Annotated in this window: 14 protein-coding genes; 3 read left to right on the top strand and 11 right to left on the bottom strand. The window is 57.8% G+C overall.

Features of this window, described 5'->3' with window-relative positions; translation table 11 throughout:
• Positions 1–106: 106 nt before the first annotated feature.
• The 4 genes from ISN74_RS00170 to ISN74_RS00155 all read right to left on the bottom strand — a co-directional run bounded on the left by ISN74_RS00170 (position 107) and on the right by ISN74_RS00155 (position 6271).
• On the bottom strand, positions 107–4021 hold the full coding sequence (locus ISN74_RS00170) for a patatin-like phospholipase family protein (RefSeq protein ID WP_203546671.1): 3915 nt from the start codon (positions 4019–4021) through the stop codon (positions 107–109).
• A 461-nt stretch (positions 4022–4482) separates the two neighbouring features.
• Positions 4483–4785 (bottom strand): addiction module antidote protein, encoded by a 303-nt coding sequence (locus ISN74_RS00165; protein ID WP_188796203.1) that lies wholly within the window; start codon positions 4783–4785, stop codon positions 4483–4485.
• A gap of 2 nt (positions 4786–4787) precedes the next feature.
• Complete coding sequence (locus ISN74_RS00160) at positions 4788–5081, bottom strand: type II toxin-antitoxin system RelE/ParE family toxin (protein WP_188799417.1); 294 nt, start codon at positions 5079–5081, stop codon at positions 4788–4790.
• A gap of 59 nt (positions 5082–5140) precedes the next feature.
• On the bottom strand, positions 5141–6271 hold the full coding sequence (locus ISN74_RS00155) for an extracellular catalytic domain type 2 short-chain-length polyhydroxyalkanoate depolymerase (RefSeq protein WP_188796201.1): 1131 nt from the start codon (positions 6269–6271) through the stop codon (positions 5141–5143).
• 220 nt (positions 6272–6491) lie between these two features.
• On the opposite strand from ISN74_RS00155, the gene ISN74_RS00150 reads away from it, so the two are divergent.
• Positions 6492–7037: a hypothetical protein gene (locus ISN74_RS00150; protein ID WP_188796199.1), complete on the top strand. Its 546-nt coding sequence runs from the start codon at positions 6492–6494 to the stop codon at positions 7035–7037.
• Between the two features lie 69 nt (positions 7038–7106).
• Here ISN74_RS00150 and ISN74_RS00145 read toward each other — a convergent pair whose 3' ends face one another.
• Positions 7107–7835, bottom strand: coding sequence for an SDR family oxidoreductase (locus ISN74_RS00145; protein ID WP_188799416.1), 729 nt, complete (start codon positions 7833–7835; stop codon positions 7107–7109).
• Positions 7836–7948: 113 nt separating this feature from the next.
• Here ISN74_RS00145 and ISN74_RS00140 point away from each other — a divergent pair, with 113 nt between their 5' ends.
• Positions 7949–8848 (top strand): LysR family transcriptional regulator, encoded by a 900-nt coding sequence (locus ISN74_RS00140; protein WP_188796197.1) that lies wholly within the window; start codon positions 7949–7951, stop codon positions 8846–8848.
• 42 nt (positions 8849–8890) lie between these two features.
• On the top strand, positions 8891–9256 hold the full coding sequence (locus ISN74_RS00135) for a cupin domain-containing protein (RefSeq protein ID WP_188796195.1): 366 nt from the start codon (positions 8891–8893) through the stop codon (positions 9254–9256).
• A 9-nt stretch (positions 9257–9265) separates the two neighbouring features.
• Here ISN74_RS00135 and ISN74_RS00130 read toward each other — a convergent pair whose 3' ends face one another.
• From ISN74_RS00130 to ISN74_RS00105, 6 genes are all read right to left on the bottom strand, one after another.
• Positions 9266–10558 carry a glycoside hydrolase gene (locus ISN74_RS00130; RefSeq protein WP_188796193.1) on the bottom strand — a complete coding sequence of 431 codons (1293 nt, stop codon included), beginning with the start codon at positions 10556–10558 and terminating at the stop codon, positions 9266–9268.
• A gap of 302 nt (positions 10559–10860) precedes the next feature.
• On the bottom strand, positions 10861–13170 hold the full coding sequence (locus ISN74_RS00125) for an FdhF/YdeP family oxidoreductase (protein WP_188796191.1): 2310 nt from the start codon (positions 13168–13170) through the stop codon (positions 10861–10863).
• A 170-nt stretch (positions 13171–13340) separates the two neighbouring features.
• Positions 13341–14924: an alkyl hydroperoxide reductase subunit F gene (gene ahpF, locus ISN74_RS00120; RefSeq protein ID WP_188796189.1), complete on the bottom strand. Its 1584-nt coding sequence runs from the start codon at positions 14922–14924 to the stop codon at positions 13341–13343.
• A 153-nt stretch (positions 14925–15077) separates the two neighbouring features.
• Positions 15078–15641, bottom strand: coding sequence for an alkyl hydroperoxide reductase subunit C (ahpC, locus tag ISN74_RS00115; protein ID WP_188796188.1), 564 nt, complete (start codon positions 15639–15641; stop codon positions 15078–15080).
• A gap of 190 nt (positions 15642–15831) precedes the next feature.
• Entirely contained in the window at positions 15832–16917 is a 1086-nt protein-coding gene (locus ISN74_RS00110) for an aromatic ring-hydroxylating oxygenase subunit alpha (RefSeq protein WP_188796186.1), read from the bottom strand.
• A 99-nt stretch (positions 16918–17016) separates the two neighbouring features.
• Positions 17017–19221 (bottom strand): sensor domain-containing diguanylate cyclase, encoded by a 2205-nt coding sequence (locus tag ISN74_RS00105; RefSeq protein WP_188796184.1) that lies wholly within the window; start codon positions 19219–19221, stop codon positions 17017–17019.
• Positions 19222–19263 lie beyond the last annotated feature (42 nt).

Genomic DNA, 19263 nt, shown 5'->3' with positions numbered 1-19263 from the left:
GGTGCCCTACGCAGGTGGGCACCGACACTTGTCACCATTGCTGCTGCCACGCAATCGCGAACGGGGACATATGTGTTTATTGCTGCTTCTTCATGCTCTTCCACCATCAACCGGGTGGATATTCTGCTTCTTCGTGTTCAAACGCCCCTTTTTCATCCCCTTCATGGATAGAACCTTTATAGGCCTTCGCAATGTTCAATAACTCACTCACACGCCTCCGCCCGCAGTCTGCGGCCTGCTCATCGTATTCCCCGAGCAATCCATAACGCCCACTCGTAATTTTCACATCGGCAATATGTTTGGCACTTTCGAGCAGAAGCTCCATGAACTTAGGAGCTAATCCGAGACGCCTCAAATGGTCTTGCACGCGAAATATCACGATGCTTCGAGCACTCAGCACTGCAACTCCGAGTGTCGTATAAAGCTGCTTCCCGTGAGAACGAATCAATATCTTTTCCCATTTCATGCGTAGCATGAACAGTTTCAAATTCTTGTCCTGCCCACTAACAACGGGACTGTCTACAAGGATGCTCTGCTCCAACTCATTGATGAAATTTTCCCGGTGCAAACGACGGCAATACTTGATCCAAGTCTCACCGTCCACCCTTCCTTCCTCTCTGACCTCTACCACTTCCACCAATCGCGGTAGATTCAATTTCTGCTCGCAAAACGTTACATAACGGCGGCCATAGGTAGGTGACCCAATGACCCAGGCCATGCGAAATATGGGAGACCAACTCCACTGCCTGAATGTATTCATCCATCCCCGATTGTCGATGTGCTCAGAGAAATTTTCCAAATCAAGATCGTGATACACCGACTCCATCAGATGCGCCAGCTCCTGGCAGAAATAGAAGCTTTTGCGGAAGTCTTCATCATGCAGCTCAAGCTGGCTGACTTGCGCGCCGTTTGCACTGCGAGCAGGAGATCCGAACAGGCGATTCGCCAGACGATCGTTCCACGCAGGATAAAACTGCCTGTCCAGTCGAGATAAAGCCGGATTCCTACGCAGCTCCCCGAACAGCCTGGACATCGCCTCTAGATGCGTAACGGATTTTCCCGCAGCCTTCTTGTGATGGTGCTCCCAATTGTTTTCGAGTTCGACAAGGATTCTCTCCTTCAGCACCGAATCGGTTACACCAATTTTTTCGGGCACTTTTGACGTGCCATCTGATATATCGGCCTCGGCGCGCTGCTTGACCGATTGAAGCGCTTCGTTTGCTATGTAGCTGCCAAGTCGCCGATAGCTTTCAAACTGTGCCTCATCAAAAAATTGGTTGTAAGTAGGCTCATGAGGAAAAGTGGAATGGGACTTCGCGTAGTACGCGATATCGGCAGGCTCTTTTCCAGTAAGGGTTGGCTTGATGTAAAGCAGCGTGCCAAATTGCCCGTTTGCATAGTCGATCGTACCGACCGCATAACCTGCGAGTGACTGCCTATGATCGTTGCATCGCAGCCCTGAAACATCGATGGTTATTTCAACGCCAAAATCGATACGACACTTCTGTATGGCATTACCAAGATCTTCGAATTCCCTATCTGAATCCGCTGACGCATCAACTGAAAGAATGAATCTGCATTGGCGCCGCACCAGTTCATAGATGCCTAGATTTTCAAAGTGCCCACCGTCTGAGAGGTAAAGAAACTTCCCCGTTTCACGGGTTAGACCGAGCATCTCCTTTATCAACCAGGAGCCATAAAAAGTCTTGGCGAAGTCCCCCTTTCGCCTTAAGCCAGGATGAGGTAACCACCAACCGAGCCGCGCATCGAACAGCGTTAGCAAAAAAGTAGCAGCCGGCGAACTGTGATAGCCCATGTTGGGGCTTACGGCCGCACCGGAAATAGCCATTGCTTCGCCCAGGGTCATGATCGACGCGGTGTCCGGGGCTACCAACTCTATGTCGCCTACCGGTTCGGAATTGGGATGCGATGGAGGTGGAATGTATCCGCAGTAGTTAGGCGTAAAGCAAAACGAGGCGGCCTTTCGACTTTGCCAATCAAGTTGCTTGGCATCTACTAAGTTAAGCGTTGTTCCAATGAGCGGAAACAGAGGACGCTCGCTATTTCCGCCTTTTACCGTAACGACATCGTTCAGCATGATATCGTCGTTCGGATCAAAGTTTGTTGTCGGCTCTGGGTTTCTTTTCTTGTTGCTCGCACCAAGATAGCAGCGCACCAGGCGGTTTCGATAAAAGGCATTCATACTGAATTCGTTGAGATCCATCAGGTACCCCATCAGGATCCACACGCCTATTCCTGCTACGAGCGCAACGCCTACCGCAACGTTCATTAGCTCATCTCTCAGGTTGTGATCGAGCTTTGCCAGGTACGCATCGGCCCGTATGTGATGCGCCACGCCATGCACAGTAGACATGGCGCGCAAGTCCGGTTTACTGATGACAACGTGTTGCGCCATCGTACTGATGGCAATGATGAGGCCGAGAAGAAATACCCACGGCGCAATGCGCGCCAGTACATCCAGTATGCGCCGGAGTTTTCCCGGATCGCCCCCTCGCTGAGTATAAGCAGCCATCACGCCCGATCCTGTCGTCAGGATCCATGCAATGGCGCTTCCCCACGCTGTCCTTGTCAACCAGTGATTCGTGCCTGGTATGTAGCATCGGTACAGCCACGCGCCGTAAATCATGAGGAACAGCGACAACCCCAACCCAAGTCCGACCAACGCTGCCGCCTTTCCACCCACGCGCGCCCAAACTTCCCGCTGCAGCTCGCTAAGCTGTCTCCCCGCCAAACCGAGGTGGATGATGCCAGTCAACTCTATGGAAATTAGGACCAGGCTGGGACCAAAGATGATGGTCTTCCATAAACCCCAGCCATCCCTCCATCCAGTAATGACGTGCCTCAACACCAGCACAGCCATTCCAACAAACGCCCCTGCGATCATGGCGGTAAAGAGCAACCGGGCAATACGCGGCCATCTGTCCTCCGCATCTTCCCCCTTGCGTGGTCCACGCACGCATTCGTCGTAAACGATCCATGCTATCCAGGCCACCACGTAAAGTACGAACGTACAGAGAAACAGTTCGCCATTGCCTAGAAATCTCGCATTGTTCCACCCACCGTCTTTTAGCCCTCGAAAACCTATGGCTGCGAGTCCAGCAGAAAATGCCAGCAGCCAAATAATGGCAGCTGCCTTCCCCTTGACCCCAGAGCGGGGAAGTTCCGTTTTGTCCAGCACGCCTTCGGTACGCGCATGCATGGATCGCTTTTTGCCACGGAATAAATTCAATCGTCCACGGCTTTTTCTAACCAATGTCGCACGTGGTGTGCGAGTAGTCACCACTCCAAGCAACGCGGCCGCTGACAAGCCCGTCGCGGCTGCAAGCATCAGGCACCACGATGGATAATGCGTTGCCTTCTCTATCCATGGATAAAGAAAGAGCGGCATTAAGCTAAATGCAAAGAGAAGCGTACAAAGCTGGATTTGGATGAGGACAACGTTGCGAACGTATGTGCCTATCATTCCAAGGGTATCGCCGGACAACGCAGTCTTTCGTGGACTTAGATAATTGCTGTATTCGCGCAAATGAAGAATAGGCTTTAGTGTGTCGGCACTCGCAACTTTTTTTTCAGAACGGAAAACGCTTTCTTTTTTGGATTTGCTCGTGGAATTATTGTCTATAGCATCTTGCTTAATAGCTCCATCCGGATCATTTGTTTCGGCTGCCGGATCTTCGCTTTTTGCAAAGTCGCGCACACTTGACTTCAATACATCGAAAGCTTTATCGCCGCCCCAGCGGCGAATCAGTCCTTGCAGGAAGCCCCCCACGTATCCACCACCCGAAACGGTTGATAGATAGTGAAATCCGCGTAGAAGGTCGAGCTTTGCCAGTGCTTGCAGTACGCCCAACGAAAACGTTGCGCTGCGTATGCCTCCACCCGACAAAGCCAAGCCCCAAATGGCCGGATCACCATCCTTAGTGCGACCATTGCCGCCCAGGATAATTTCCAATTCCACCTGCTTGACTGCTTGCGCATTCACGTGGCTATTGCTATTCATACGCCCCCCTTCGATGCACTCGTGGCGCTATCGACGGTACGAAATCCTTCGCTTTTTTTGGTACCTGGGCGGCGTGCAGCAGATAACAACAGAACGAAAAGAACACGCGGCCCCTGATTTCCGCGCCGTTCGAGACTCGCAGTACTTTGACCTGAATCCGTTTCTACCCTGTTACGTTTAATAACGTTGCGCGCAGACACGTTACGACGACGTGAAAGCAGGCCGCCATGGCGTCCCGTATACCATGCTCAGGATAGGCCGTTGCTATGCCCAGTGAGCACTGATACGAGTCATACCGCGAACTCTGGTTGCAAATGCAGCGCGAATCTCATGTGTTCCACGCCAAGCTCCGGTTTCATGGACAACACCCGTAGATCGTAGTTGCCATCGACCGGCTTGCCCTGCATAGCCAGATCCAAACGATGTCCAAGCGTCGACAGTGTTTCGTTGTAGCGCCTTAATCAGTGTGCGAGTGGCACCAATCTCAATTGATAACCGAGTGCATTGGCCACCCTCATGGCGGTCGCCAGGCTTGGGTTGCCATCGACGGATAATGCTTTGTAGAGACCTTCGCGGGTAAGGCCTGTATCGCGCGCAAGCTGGCTCATGTTTCGGGCGCGTGCGACGGCACCTAACGCTGCAGCCATTAGCGCGGGATCATTCTCTTCCGAACACGCCTCCAGATAGGCAGCAATGTCTTCTTCGCTGTTGAGGTAATCCGCGGTGTCGTATCGGCTGAAAACTTCTTTCTTTTTTGCTGCCATTTTCAATCCTCCCAGGCATCTGCCAAACGGATGGCATTGTCGATGTCCTGCTGTTGCGTGGTCTTATCTCCACCGCAAAGCAAAATGATCAACACAGCACCACGGATGGTGTAATAGACCCTGTAGCCCGGCCCGTAGTCGATTTTCATCTCCCGGATACCGCCGGTCAGATTCCGGTGTTGGCCGGGATTCCCCAGATTCAAGCGGTCAATTCGCATCTGAATCCGAGCCTTTGCCTGCCGATCGTTGAGTCCACGCAACCATCGGTCGAACATCCTGCTCTTGACAATCTCCATGGCCTTACTGTGAACCATGGTTAACATATTGTCAACCACGGTTCACATGCTTGCTGCACTCAGAACTGCAGCGAACCACCTGCCAGTTGGTTCACCTCCGCCATGATCGCCACCATCTGCGGGCCGGATTTCAGCGCGTAGTTGCCGTTGGTATAGCCCCACCAATCCCAGCAGCCGTAGGGGTTGTAGGGCACTTCTGCATCGATCGTCTGCGGATAGAGCACGATGATGTTGTTGGTATCGGCCCATTCGTTGATGCCGGCGTTCTGCACGAACGTCGTGCCGATGGTTTCCTGGTTTTGCGAACAACCGTGCAAGGCGACCACCAGGCGGCATGCCTGGCCCTGCGCACAGCTTTGCGGCACGAACGCCCAGGCGGTGCTGTCCATCGAAATGGCGGCGCAATTGTTATTGGGACAGAAGGTATTCTGGTTGAACTGGATGAAGCTGCCGCCCAGTTGCCCGTCATTGCGCGCGTTGAGTTGTCCGTAGAACAGGGTGAGAAACGTCTGCTCCGGATCGATCCCGCAGTTGTTCATGTAGGGCAGCGCGAGATACGAACATTCGGTGATGGCATCCGGCGTGATCCATGAATGTTCGGCAGGCGTGTCGTTGTTGTAGGTGATGTTGCTGGTGGATGTGAAGCTTTGGTAGTACTGGTACAGATCATCCATGGTGGCCTGATAGTCGACGGTATCCAGCGTGCCACTGAACATGTAGATCGGCTTGTTGGCGAGATTGCTGACCGGATCAATGGTTCCCGCGGATGCTTGCTTCTTCGTATAACTCACTAGCGACGAGACAGGCACGCCTTCTCCGTAAGCACAGGCTTCTCCCCACAGGACATCGTCATCCTGTGCGCAGTAATAGCTGCCACCAGCCATGACCGCAGTGCCGAAAATCGCTTTTGAATATGCAACTTGCAATTGTGTCGCCATGTAACCGCCAGACGAAATGCCCGCTACCGTCACCGAATTGGCAATGATGTTGTAGGAGCCCAACGCTGACTGGGCTTTTGCCAGAGGCGACATCACCATCAGTAGAGCGAGTAATACGGTGTTGCCTAGAAACCTGACGCAATACGAAACCATCGTCGTGCCCTCCAGGATCAAATACGCGTGGGTTTTCGATGGCGACGGCCGCCCGCGCCGTTCCGAAGGATCGGCCATCACCCGCTTGGACGGCGCCATCCCGCTAGCCGCCCGTGAATCGCAGGCAAGCCGGCTTTAAATCAGAAGCAGCCACCCCATATCCGGGCTTGCCAGACCAAGTAATCACCCAAGGAAGCCAGCGAGTGAATTGGACCAATGGGCAATGCCGGATCGCGTTACGCCAGTTCTCTGGCGCCGGACCGGCGTACTTGGCTTTCGTTGTTCTTGCTACCGATTGAATCCACAGGGGATCCACGTCATGCAACGCTTATTTATCCACTCCAACGCCGCAGGCTCAAAGCGCCGCCTGCTGCTGGGGGCTTCCTTTCTGTTGCTCGCCGGGGCCGCCATCGGCCTGCCCGTCGCGAACGCTGCCGATGCCACCAAGGATGCATTGATCCACAAGGTGGAAGTCGATTCGATGCGGAACACGGTCTTTACACCCGATTCGCCGCTGCTGGATTCGATGCTGGCACCGGCCAAGGCCGCCAATCCCAATGTATCGGCCGACAATTGGGCGGCGGTGCGGGCTGACACGGCTTCGGCCATCACCTCCACGCTGTTCGGCCCTGATAGCGCCGTAAGCACCGTGATGGAGCAATCGCTCAGCCAACTTTCCACCCAGGAGCTGCAACATCTGGATGTGTTGCTCACCGACCCCGTGCTGATCAAATTCCAGCACACGATGGCCAGCCCAGAAACGCAGCGGGCACTGATGCAGGGTATGGCGGCGAGTACGCTGAAAATGCAGGGTGCGATGAACGATGTGCTGCTGCGTCACGGCTTGAAAGTACCAAGTCCGTAAGACGCTACGCGCGATCTTGTTTCGCGAATGATGCAGGTGTATTTCCACCCGCATCATTCGCAATCGATCTCAGACCAGCACACCGCCACCATCCACCACGATCACCTGCCCCGTGGTGTAGCGGTTGGTCATCAGATAAAGGCATGTCTGCGCAATGTCGCTCGCGTCACCGACACGGCCGGCCGGCAAGGCGGCGCCGCGGGCAGCGAACATCGCTTCGCGCTCAGCTTCGGGAATGGTGTCCCACAAGGGTGTTCGCACAAAACCGGGTGATACGAGGTTGACCCGCAAAGGTGCTAGCTCCACGGCCAAGGCGCGCGTGAAGCTTTCCATTGCACCGCAGATGCTGGAGGCGACAGTCCAACCCTTTTGCGGACGCTGGCTGGCGATCCCTCCTGTCAGCACCACGGAGCCGTTGGATTTGAGATGCGGCGTGGCGTATTTCACGGCGGTCATGGCGCCGAACAGGCGCACGCCAAAAAAGGCGCGTGCCGTTTCCAGCGGTGTTTCAGTGAGCAACCCCAATTGCAGGGATTCGCCGGCGCTGTAGTAGAGGTGATCGAACGAACCCAGGCGCTCGAACAACGCGCGCACGGCGGCTTCGTCTGTGGTGTCCAGCACGTGCCCTTCGGCACGATCGCCGAGTGTGACAAGGGCTTGATCGACCCGTTCGCGCCGCGAAGAAGCCACCACCACCGAAGCCCCGGCATCCTGCGCCGCCTGGGCGGTGGCAAGTCCAATCCCTGACGTCCCACCAAGCAATACAACGCGCTGATGCCTTAGGGGCTGGTTTGCCATGTTCATACGTTGCTCCGGACAGATTGTGGATGGGGGAAGGCAGCCACTATCATTCCTTAAGCGTGATTGATAAACGCCTTATTTCTTTCATCACTCCTTAGCAGGTGTTTTGAATGGACCGCTTCACCAGCATGGCCATGTTTGTGCGGGTGGTGGAACGCGGCAGTTTCGCCGCTGCCGCCGAAGGCAGCGGCATGACGGCAACGATGGTGGGCAATCACATCCGGGAACTGGAGCAGCGCCTGAAAGGCCGGCTGCTCAACCGCACCACGCGCAGCCAGAGCCTGACCGAATTGGGCGAGCGTTATCACGCACGCTGCCTGGAAATTTTGACTCTGGTCGATTCGGCCGAACTCGATGCGCGCGAGATGCAAGCCAGTCCGCGCGGCAGATTGCGTATCAGCTGCCCGATCACTTACGGCACGCGTGCACTCATGCCTGTCTTGGCGAATTACCTGGATCGCTATCCGGATGTGCAGGTCGAACTGTCGCTCAACGATCGCATCGTCGATTTGGCCGAGGAAGGTTTTGATGCCGCCATTCGCATCGGCACACTGCCGGATTCCAACCTTATTGCGCGGCAACTGCGCGATTCACCGAGAATAGCGTGTGCCTCACCGGCCTATCTGGCGAGGTATGGCCTTCCGCAGACACCGGCCGATCTTCTGCAGCACAACTGTCTTGCCTTCCTGTTCTCTGCCGGACCGGAGCGCCATTGGCGCTTTCCGCGACCCGATGGCAAGGGCGAGGAATATGTCACGGTACGCGGCCGCCTGGACGTCAACGGCGGCATGGCGCTGCGTGAAGCCGCGATCGCGGGGTTGGGCATCATCCTTCAACCACAAATGATGCTTCAGGAAGATCTGGACTCAGGACGCCTGATACGCCTCTTTCCCAACTGGCCAGCGCCGTCCTGGCCCGTGCATGTGGTGTACCTGCCGGATCGCCGCATGCCGCCCAAGCTGGAAAGTTTCATCCACTTCCTGCACGAGACGTTTCCGCCTTCGCCGTGATAAAAACGGACTTCTATCTGGCATTTCTTGATTGAGGTTCGCATGCTCGCCGCACAAAATTTGCTAGCCGCGTTCGATCGCGTGACCGAGTACTGGTCGCCAAAGGTCATCGGCAAGGTCAACAATCAATTGCTGAAGGCCGCCAAGCTCAAAGGCCAGCTGGTCTGGCACGCGCATGATGCCGAAGATGAGCTGTTCCACATCGTCAAAGGTGAAATGCGCATCGAATTCGAGGATGGAGTGGTACATCTTCGTGAAGGCGACTTTCTCACCATTCCCACGGGCGTTCGCCACAATCCCATCGCCGATGAAGAATGCTGGGTGCTGCTGATCGAACCGGCATCCACCAAGCACACAGGCGATGAAGTGACGCCGCTGACGCGCAGCATCGAGGAACAGTTTTCCTGAGCAACTGCTTCAGTACCATTTCGCTCTTGCGTAACGGATAAAGCGCATCAGCAGCAGGACGAACAGCAATACGCTAAAGCCAGCGTAGGCGTATTGCGTACGCGACACGCCGACACCGTAGGGAAACCATATCCCTTGCAAACCGATGCTGCTGAGTTCTCTCGCAAACAGACCGATACCCATCAACACGGCTGTGAGTGCAGCCAGGCATGTTGAGAATCTGAGCTGGCGAAGCAGCCCGTAACCCACAGTGCAAAGATAAAGCGCCGCGAAAATCAGACGCACTGCCATGACAAGAAAGTTGGCAGCGGTCGCCCAGCCGTACGCTGGCGCGAACCACGGGCGGCCGACCAGTGCAAAAAGCACATAAACCAGTGTCAGCACGAGGACCGTACGCGACAGCCAGCGTGATGGCTTCAAGCCAAACCAGTCCCGCCAGGCCATCACCCACGCTGCCAGTGTCAAAGGCGTCAACAGCACGGCTGTCGCCACGTCATACGTGCGCAGGCTTTCGTAATGCGTCCAGTAGAACAACACCTGGTTTACGCGCAAACATGCGGTGAGCAGTAGTGCCACAACCAACCAGCGATAGGCATCGCGCGAACGACAGGCCATCAGTGCGAACACCAGGATCGCCAGCAGCACGAAAGCCATCGGCTCCGCAGCGTCGACGACATAGCCCTTGAAGGTCTGCAGCCATTGCACTTCATGCAGTTCGGTGACGCCATCCAGCGTACCAAGCGTCGGCGCAATATGGATGCCGCCGCTGTCCTCACCCGCATCGCCCGGATCCATCCATACACGCAGCGCGATCACGTACGTGCGTGTTCCTGCCGGCACACCTGTTAATGGGTAAACGCTCGGCTGCACGCTGTATACCGTTGGCGTTTTGCCGGAGAACCTGCCAGAACCTCCGAGCAGCTTGCCATCGACGTAGAGCTGATAGGTGCTGTCGACATCCGTGGGACCGGCCACCGCGAGCGGAGTGTTGTGGTCATCGTCAACCGTGACGCGCAACCTGTACCAGGCGTAGCCGATATAACCGGGGTGACCACGCATGCTCCAGCCGGATACATAGCCCGGCAGGCCGACATCGCCGTCGTGTGCGCCCGGCGCAGGAGTCAGGTCGACCGTCTCCCAATGACTGTCATCGACGTCAGGAGCAGCCCAGCCAAGATCGTCACCCGTTGAGAATTTCCATGGACCATTCAACACGACGGTAGCGGCGCCGATGCGGATGGTGGCGCTTGCGGGAAGATCAGCTGATGCGGTGCCGCTTATGCCGCCAAGTGCGGCAAGCATGACGAGGGAAGCCAGCCATCTTGCATACCGCATCGGGCTACTCCAGAAGCTGGGAGACTTAAGATGCCTTTCGGCGGGGGTCACACAGACTGCTCTAGCCAACAGGACTCAGGCTCCTGGCTTATCGAGACTAACGTAATAGAGCCCCGGGACGAACGATGCTTTAGTCACGGTACGCCCATATTTTCCGGCAAGCCCCATATTCCTCACGTCATTCCGGCGAAGGCCGGAATCCATCGCCAGTACGAAGCATGGATTCCGGCCTTCGCCGGAATGACGTGAGGTGAGTTGTACTTACCGACTCAAGCCGCCGCAGTGGCCGCCTTCAGTGATACCGGGATCGACTTGTAACTTGGCGTTCCCGACTGCTCGTCGTGGCTATCCAGACTCACCAGCCGGTTGCCTTCCGGGTAGTACATCGCGACCGTGCCCTGCGCGATGGGATATGCCACCGCCGTAAAGCCCCGTACTGCACGCACCTGTCCATCGCTGCCCAGTGAGGTCGGTCCGACTACTTCGATATCGATCCGATCGCCGTGACGCAATCCGTTCGCATCGAGATCTGCAGCATTGATGAACACCACATCGCGGCGCCCGCTGATGCCGCGATAGCGATCATTGAGGCTGTAGATGGTGGTGTTGTATTGGTCGTGCGAGCGGATCGTGGTGAGTGTGAGGTGATCGATGTCGAGGAGCGGATCCTCGTCGATACCCCTGCCGACCAGGAAATGCGCCTTGCCGTCTGGAGTCAGCCATTTGCGCTCGGAAGCACCCACGAACAACCGAAAGCCACCGGGCTCACGGATGCGCTGGTTGTAGTTGGCGAAAATCGGATAGACCACTTCGATCTTGTCGCGGATGCGATCGTAGTTGCCGACCAGACCTTCCCAGTCCACGCGCGTATCAGGCAGCGTTGCCTTGGCCATCTGAGCGACGATCCATGGTTCGGAGCGCAGATGTTCGGAAGCCGGTTCCAACGTGCCTTCCGACGCGTGCACCATCGACATGGAATCTTCTACGGTCACCGACTGCGGACCTCCGGCCTGCACATCCAGCTCCGTGCGGCCCAGGCAAGGAAAAATGAAGGATTGTTTGGCAAGAATGAGATGTGAGCGATTGAGCTTGGTCGCCACATGCACGGCCAGATCCAGCTTGCGCATGGCGGCAAAGGTGGCATCTGGATCAGACATCGCTACGGCAAGATTGCCACCCAGGCAAATCAGCGCCTTGGACTGACCGTCGCGGATCGCACGTACCGCCGCCACGGCATCGTTGCCATGTTTCTTGGGGAACGTGAAACCAAACGCTTTTTCGACGCCTTTGACCAGATTGTCATCCGGCTTTTCGGTGATGCCGACGGTGCGATTGCCCTGCACATTGGAATGCCCACGCAAGGGACAGATGCCGGCGCCCTCGCGCCCGATGTTTCCGCGCAGCATCAGCAGGTTGGCGATCTGCCACACGTTCTGCGTACCGTGCGCATGCTGGGTAATGCCCATGCCGTAGCAGACGATCACGCGCTCAGCCTTCGCGTAGATCTCGGCAATGTGCATGATCTCTTCGCGCGACAAGCCCGACTTCGCCGTGATCGCATCCCAGCTGGTGGCCTGGATGTCGGCAACCAGATCGTCGATACCGACGGTATGCTCGGCAATGAACGCACGATCCAGCAAGCCTTTGCCGCCGTGCGAAAGATCGCTGGCATCCAGCTCGAGCAGCCACTTCATCATGCCCTTGAGCATGGCGTCGTCGCCGCCGCATTTGATCTTGTAATAGGTGGATGCCAACTCGGTCTCGCGACCGGCCACCATCTCAAGCGGATCCTGCGGCGAGGTGAAACGCTCCAATCCACGCTCAGGCAATGGATTGATGGCGACGATCGGCACGCCGCGCTTTGCCACTTCGCGCAGGGTACCCAGCATGCGTGGATGATTGGTGCCTGGATTGTGACCGATGCAGAACAGCGCATCGCAATGATCGAAATCTTCCAGCGTCACGGTGCCCTTGCCGACACCGATGGATTGCGGCAAACCCACGCTGGTGGCTTCGTGACACATGTTCGAGCAATCAGGGAAATTGTTCGAACCGAATTCGCGCGCAAAGATCTGGTACAGGAAGGCCGCTTCGTTCGACGCGCGCCCGGAGGTGTAGAACTCCGCCGCTTCCGGCGTGGGCAACGCATTGAGCGCCGCACCAATGCGACGCATCGCTTCGTCCCATTCGATGGCGACATACGTGTCGGTGGCCGCGTCGTAAGCCATGGGATGGGTAAGACGACCCAGGCTTTCCAGCGCGTAGTCGCTCATGTGCCACAGCGACGATACGGGATTGGCAGCGAAGAATTCCGGACGCACACGCTTGGCGGTCGCTTCCCACGACACGGCTTTGGCGCCGTTCTCACAAAATTCGAAGGAACTGGTGTGCTTCGGATCAGGCCATGCGCAACCTGGGCAATCGAAACCGTGCGGCTGGTTCATGCGGGTCAGCGCGACGGTTTCGCGGCCGATCGCCATCTGCCCGCTCAACGCCTTGGCGACGGCACGCAGCGCGCCCCATCCACCGGCTGGCCCCTGGTAGGTGCTTACGCCTTCAAGATCGGGCTTGTCGCTCATGGCCAGTCTCCTTCTTACCTCGAGACAAACAGGCTACAACTTTGCTGCAGGGGTATCCATAAGCGCCGCAGCTATGTTTCTGCTTCGTAAAGCGACGATGGCGTTGACTGCAACGCTGCAAACCTCCCCGGCGTAAGCCGGGGAGGTACCCATGCAGGGGCTAGCTTTTTTTATGCAGCAACCGCTTCTTTTTCTTCAACCGGCAGACGGATCAGATAGTCGAAGGCACTCAGCGAAGCCTTGGCGCCCTCGCCCATGGCGATCACGATTTGCTTGAATGGCGTGGTGGTGACATCGCCAGCGGCGAATACACCCGGCACCGATGTTTCGCCACGCGCATCCACTTCGATCTCGCCGCGTGGGGACAACTTCAACGTACCTTTCAGCCATTCCGTATTCGGCAACAAACCGATCTGTACGAACACGCCTTCCAGTTCCACACGATGGCTGGCGCCACTGCTGCGATCGGCATAAGCAAGACCCGTGACCTTCTGGCCATCGCCCAGCACTTCGGTGGTCTGTGCGCTGACGATCACGCTGACATTGGACAGGCTGCGCAACTTGCGCTGTAGTACTTCGTCCGCACGCAGCTTGCCATCGAATTCCAGCAAGGTGACATGGTCGACGATGCCGGCCAGATCGATCGCCGCTTCCACGCCGGAATTACCGCCGCCGATCACCGCCACGCGCTTGCCCTTGAACAGCGGACCGTCGCAATGCGGGCAGTAGGTAACGCCCTTGTTGCGGTATTCCTGCTCGCCCGGCACGTTCATGTTGCGCCAGCGCGCGCCAGTGGAAAGCACTACGGTCCTGGCCTTGAGCGAGGCGCCGTTGGCGAGCTGCACTTCGATCAGGCCGCCTGGTTCATCCGCTGGAATCAGCTGTTCGGCGCGCTGCAAATTCATCACGTCCACATCGTATTCGTGTACGTGTTGCTCGAGCGCAGCAGCGAGCTTCGGACCTTCGGTATAGGGCACCGAGATGAAGTTCTCGATCGCCATCGTATCCAGCACCTGGCCACCGAAGCGCTCAGCCGCCACGCCGGTGCGAATGCCTTTGCGTGCAGCATAGATCGCCGCGGCGGCACCAGCCGGGCCACCGCCGACCACCAGCACCTCGAACGGCTTCTTCGTCTTGAGTTTTTCCGCGGCGCGCTCGGCGGCGCCACTGTCGAGGCGTGCGGCGATCTGCTCGATCGTCATGCGTCCCTGGTCGAATGGCTCGCCATTAAGAAAGACGGTCGGCACCGCCATCACCTGACGTTGTTCGACTTCGTTCTGGAACAGCGCGCCATCAATCGCCACATGCTTGATGTTGGAATTGAGCACGCTCATCAGGTTCAGCGCCTGCACCGTGTCGGGGCAGCTGTGGCAGGACAGCGACATGAAGGTTTCGAACACGTATTCGCCTTCCAGCTGCCGCACCTGCTCGATCACCTCATCGGAAACTTTCGGCGGATGACCGCCTACCTGCAGCAACGCCAGCACCAGCGAGGTGAACTCGTGGCCCATGGGGATGCCGGCGAAGCGCACGCTGATGTCCGTACCGACGCGGTTGATCGCGAACGATGGCTTGCGCGCGTCGTGCCCATGGAGACTCAGTGACACGCGATCGGACAGCGACGCGATGTCCTGCAGCAGTGAACGCAATTCTTGCGATGAATCGCTATCGTCGAGAGAAGCCACCAGTTCGATCGGGTGCACGACCTTTTCGAGATAGGCCTTGAGCTGGTCTTTGAGGTCATTGTCCAACATGTGTGACATCTCCATCGACTTCTTCGGGGTGAGCGTCGCCGCATCCGCACTTAGCGAATGACGGCGACAACTCGGGAATAAGGTGGGCCTGCCGGGTGGGGCAGGCCCGCGGCTCGCGGGAGGGGGAGGCAAGCCGCAAAGCGAAACAGCAGATTAGATCTTGCCGACCAGCTCAAGCGACGGCTTCAGGGTGCTGTGGCCTTCTTTCCACTTGGCCGGGCACACTTCACCCGGGTGAGCGGCCACGTACTGCGCGGCCTTGACCTTGCGCAGCAGTTCGGACGCGTCACGGCCGATGCCGTTGTCGTGGATTTCGCACAGTTTGATCTGGCCTTCCGGATTGATCACGAAAGTGCCGCGCAGGGCCAGGCCTTCTTCTTCGATCATCACGTCGAAATTGCGGGTGATGGCGCCGGTCGGATCGCCGATCAGGGCGTACTTCACCTTGCCGATCGCATCGGAGGTGTCGTGCCAGGCCTTGTGCGAGAAGTGCGTATCGGTCGAGACGCCGTAGATCTCCACGCCCAGCTTCTGGAATTCGGCGTGATGATCGGCGAGGTCTTCCAGCTCGGTCGGGCACACGAAAGTGAAATCAGCCGGGTAGAACACCACCACGGACCACTTGCCCTTCAATGCGGCTTCAGTGACTTCGATGAACTTGCCGTCCTTGTAAGCGGTGGCCTTGAACGGTTTGATTTCAGTGTTGATCAGCGACATCTATATCTTCCGCTTAGGTTGTGGATGAGGCCACAACAATAGATGCCTTGACAGGAAAGAGCCAATTGATTGTCGGGATGAGATTGATTTACCCCGCCTATCGATCGTTGATTTTCCGAGGATTTTTCTAAACGTGCCCGCCGGATGGGGCCGGGCACGCAAGCGTGAACCGCCTCGCCCCTGACTTTTTCTACCCGGCCAGCGACTCCCGATACACGCGACGCACGATTTCATGAAAGTGATGTACCGCATTTTCGCGCAGCGGATTCAAGCGCCCCGCCTCGTATGACCCGGAAGCCAAGCCGCGCTGTACGTCTTCGCAAATGGTCACATCCTCGTCCTGCACTTCATCGCTGAACGCAATGTCTTTCGCACGACGGGCCTGCGCCTCAGCGCTGCTGTCCGGTGCATAGTAGAAATCGAACTCCACCCGGCAGCGATCAACGCCTTGCGGCAGTACGCGATTGGTTTGCAAGCGTCCAGGCAGGATGTTGAGCATCGCGTTGGGATACAGGAAGTAATACAGCGCCTCGCCGCTGCCATACAAATCCGATGCGCTTTCCAGCGGGCTGTACTGGAATGAATACCACTCGGCGGTTTCGGTGATGTAGCTGCGATAGTCGAGCAGGCTGTTCAGGCCGGGATGAATCTGGGGGACGTGGTAGCCCTCCAGGTAATTGTCCACGTACACCTTCCAGTTGCAGGCCACGTCATAACTGACGCGATGATGGAATTCATAGCCATGTAGCGACCGCTGCGGCCCGAGGCGCATATCAATGCCAGCCACGAAATCCTCGAACGGCGGCGCCTCGCCGATGGCGACAAAAACCAGCCCCTGCCACACGTGCACGCGCACCTCAGGCAACCGGATGTCCGCCGGATTGAAATCGGGTGTCCGCCCCATTTCCGGCGCACCACGCAGCACGCCGTCCAGTCCATATGTCCAGCCGTGGTAGCGGCAGCGCAAGGCTTGCGCCCGCTTCCCATCGCAACTGGCAATCGGCCCCGCGCGGTGCCTGCACACATTGTGGAAAGCGCGAATGGCTGACGCATCGCTGCGCACCACCAGCAAAGGCAACCCTGCAATCTCGGTGACCACGTGATCGCCCACATCCGCCAGCTGCGACTGATGGCATACCAACTGCCAGCTCTGCGCGAAGATCACCGACGCATCCAGCGCGGCCATGCGCGGATCGGTGTAGAAGCGCGCGGGCAAGGTCAGCGCGTGATCAAGCGCTTGCGGAACAAGTGCATGGGCGGAGAGCAGTTCAGTCATGGCTCGATCCTGCGACGATGATGGTCGAGTATTCCGCGATTGGACGGGGATGGGTAGTGATCCCCTCCTTGTCGACCAGCCGCGTGCACGGCGGTCAGGTCAGAGGCCCACCTGCCCTGGCTTGTGCGCCACCGACCCGACCTCATCGCTGCCTTGCAGGCTACGGATCAACAGTCGGTAGGTATCGCGACCATCGTCCTTGGCCATGTAGAGCGCTTCATCGGCCAGCTTCATCAGCACATCCGCCGAGATGGAGCCTTTGCACAACACGGCGCCGATACTCATGTGCACTTCCAGATCGCCTGTACCTACGGCCACCGTCATATGCAACCGTTCCCACAGGGAATGCACGAATCCCTTGGCGTTGCTTTCATTGGAAACATTGGAGCACAGCACGACAAATTCATCGCCGCCGATGCGCGCGACCACTTCGCCCTCGCGCACCAGCCGCTGCAGGCATTGGCCGACTTCGGCCAGCACCATGTCGCCCGTGCCATGGCCGTGCGAGTCATTGATGGATTTGAAGTTGTCGATATCCACCAGGGCCAGCAGCACCGGCATGTTGAACTGTGCGGACTGCCGCAGCACCAGTGATACGCGCTCGTTGAAGTAGCGGCGGTTGGCCAGGCCGGTGAGCGAATCCTGATGCGCGAGCCTCAGCAGTTCCCGCTCCACGTTCTTGATATGGGTAATTTCCGTGGTCAGCGCATAGACGCCACGCATGCGCCCGCTGGCGTCGCGGTCCGGCACGTAGTGGGTCTGAAATTGAAGCAGCCGGCCACGGTAAGTGGCTTCGTACTCGAAGATCGCCGACTCGCCGGCAAACGCCTTGCGCAGATGAACCTTCAATTGCTCGTAGACGCGGGCGCCACGTACTTCCTTCACCGTTTTGCCGATCATGTCATCAGGGGATTCGCCCGACACCTGCTCGACGAAGCGGTTGATGTAGGTATAGCGCTCGGTCATGTCGATACGCGCGATCACCGCCGGCACATTGTCGGCGATGGTGCTCAGCTGCGCCCGGCTTTCGGTCAACGCCTGCTCGACCTGCACGCGCTCGGTAACATCGCGCCCGGTGTAGATGATTTCCGTGGTGCCATCGTCATCGGGACTCGCCACCAGGCGCGCGAAGGCTTCGATCCAAAGGTAATGCCCATCCTTGTGTTGCAAGCGATACGTCGCCGTGACGGCGCCGCCATTCGCGCGCAAGGCAGCAACCACACCAGCGATGCGTTCGCGGTCATCCGGATGGATCAGGTCCGGCCGCGGCACCATGAAATCGTCCACCTCCCAGCCGAGCAACTCCTTGACCGATGGCGACACATATTGCCGTTCGCCGCTCGGCCGGATGCGCATGACCAGGTCGCCGCTGTTATCCGCCAGCATGCGGTAACGCAGCTCACTCTCGCGCACACGTGCCTGCAGGCGATCTTGATCCGCCAGCGCCAGCACCACCGGCAGCGCGACCAGGCAGGAGAAGCCGATGAATACCTGCGCCATCATCACGCGCAGTGCGGGCGTAGTGCCGCCGGCCATATGGAAGGGTCCGATGTCGAGCATGGTCGCGGCCGTGGTGATCAGGGCGATGATCGCCATGCCGATCACCATGCCGGCGAAACGGTGCCGGAACACCAGCCACAGCAGCGGCGGATAAATCATGAACAGCAACGGATAGCGCGCGAAGGAGAATGCCCAGCCGGCGATCAGGACCAGCGGCAGAAGATCGCGAATAAGCCGCCACGGCAGCCCGCCTGGCGCCGAACCGCGCCAGTCTTTCGTGACGATCACCAGCGACGTGCTACCCGCGATGATCATGCCGACGAAATGCGCGCGAAAGACCGCATTGAAATTGGTCCACCACTCGCTTGCCGGCCACGCATGCGCGACTGCCGTGATGCAGAACGCACATAAGCCGCTGGCGACGAACGCACTGATCAGCCCCACCTTAGCCAGATCAAGAAGGCGCGTATCCGGTGTAATAGCCGGATACCGGCGCCGGATGGCTGTGCTGACCAGCAACGCCTCAGACATATGGCATGCGCCGAGCCACAGTGACGGGACGAGTGGATCGCCGAGGATTTGCTTGGCGGTCACAAAACCCAGAAACCCCGCCAGCAGCAGCGGCCACGCTTCGGCCAAGGGCTTGCGCACCAGCAGGCCGAGCATGGCGCCATTGACCAGCCACAGCGAGGTTGGACTATGGGTCGCGCGCGCCAGCGTGATCGAATACAGCGACAGGCCGCCCGTCAGCGCAAACAGGCCGATGCACTGCCAAACCCAGTCCGGGTAGCGCCGAAAAGACATAAAAGATCCCTGGACCCTGACGTTGTTGACGCGAAACCTGAA

Source organism: Dyella caseinilytica, assembly GCF_016865235.1.
In the GTDB taxonomy this organism is placed as follows: Bacteria; Pseudomonadota; Gammaproteobacteria; order Xanthomonadales; family Rhodanobacteraceae; genus Dyella_B; species Dyella_B caseinilytica.
This window is presented reverse-complemented; position numbering and strand designations above follow the sequence as displayed.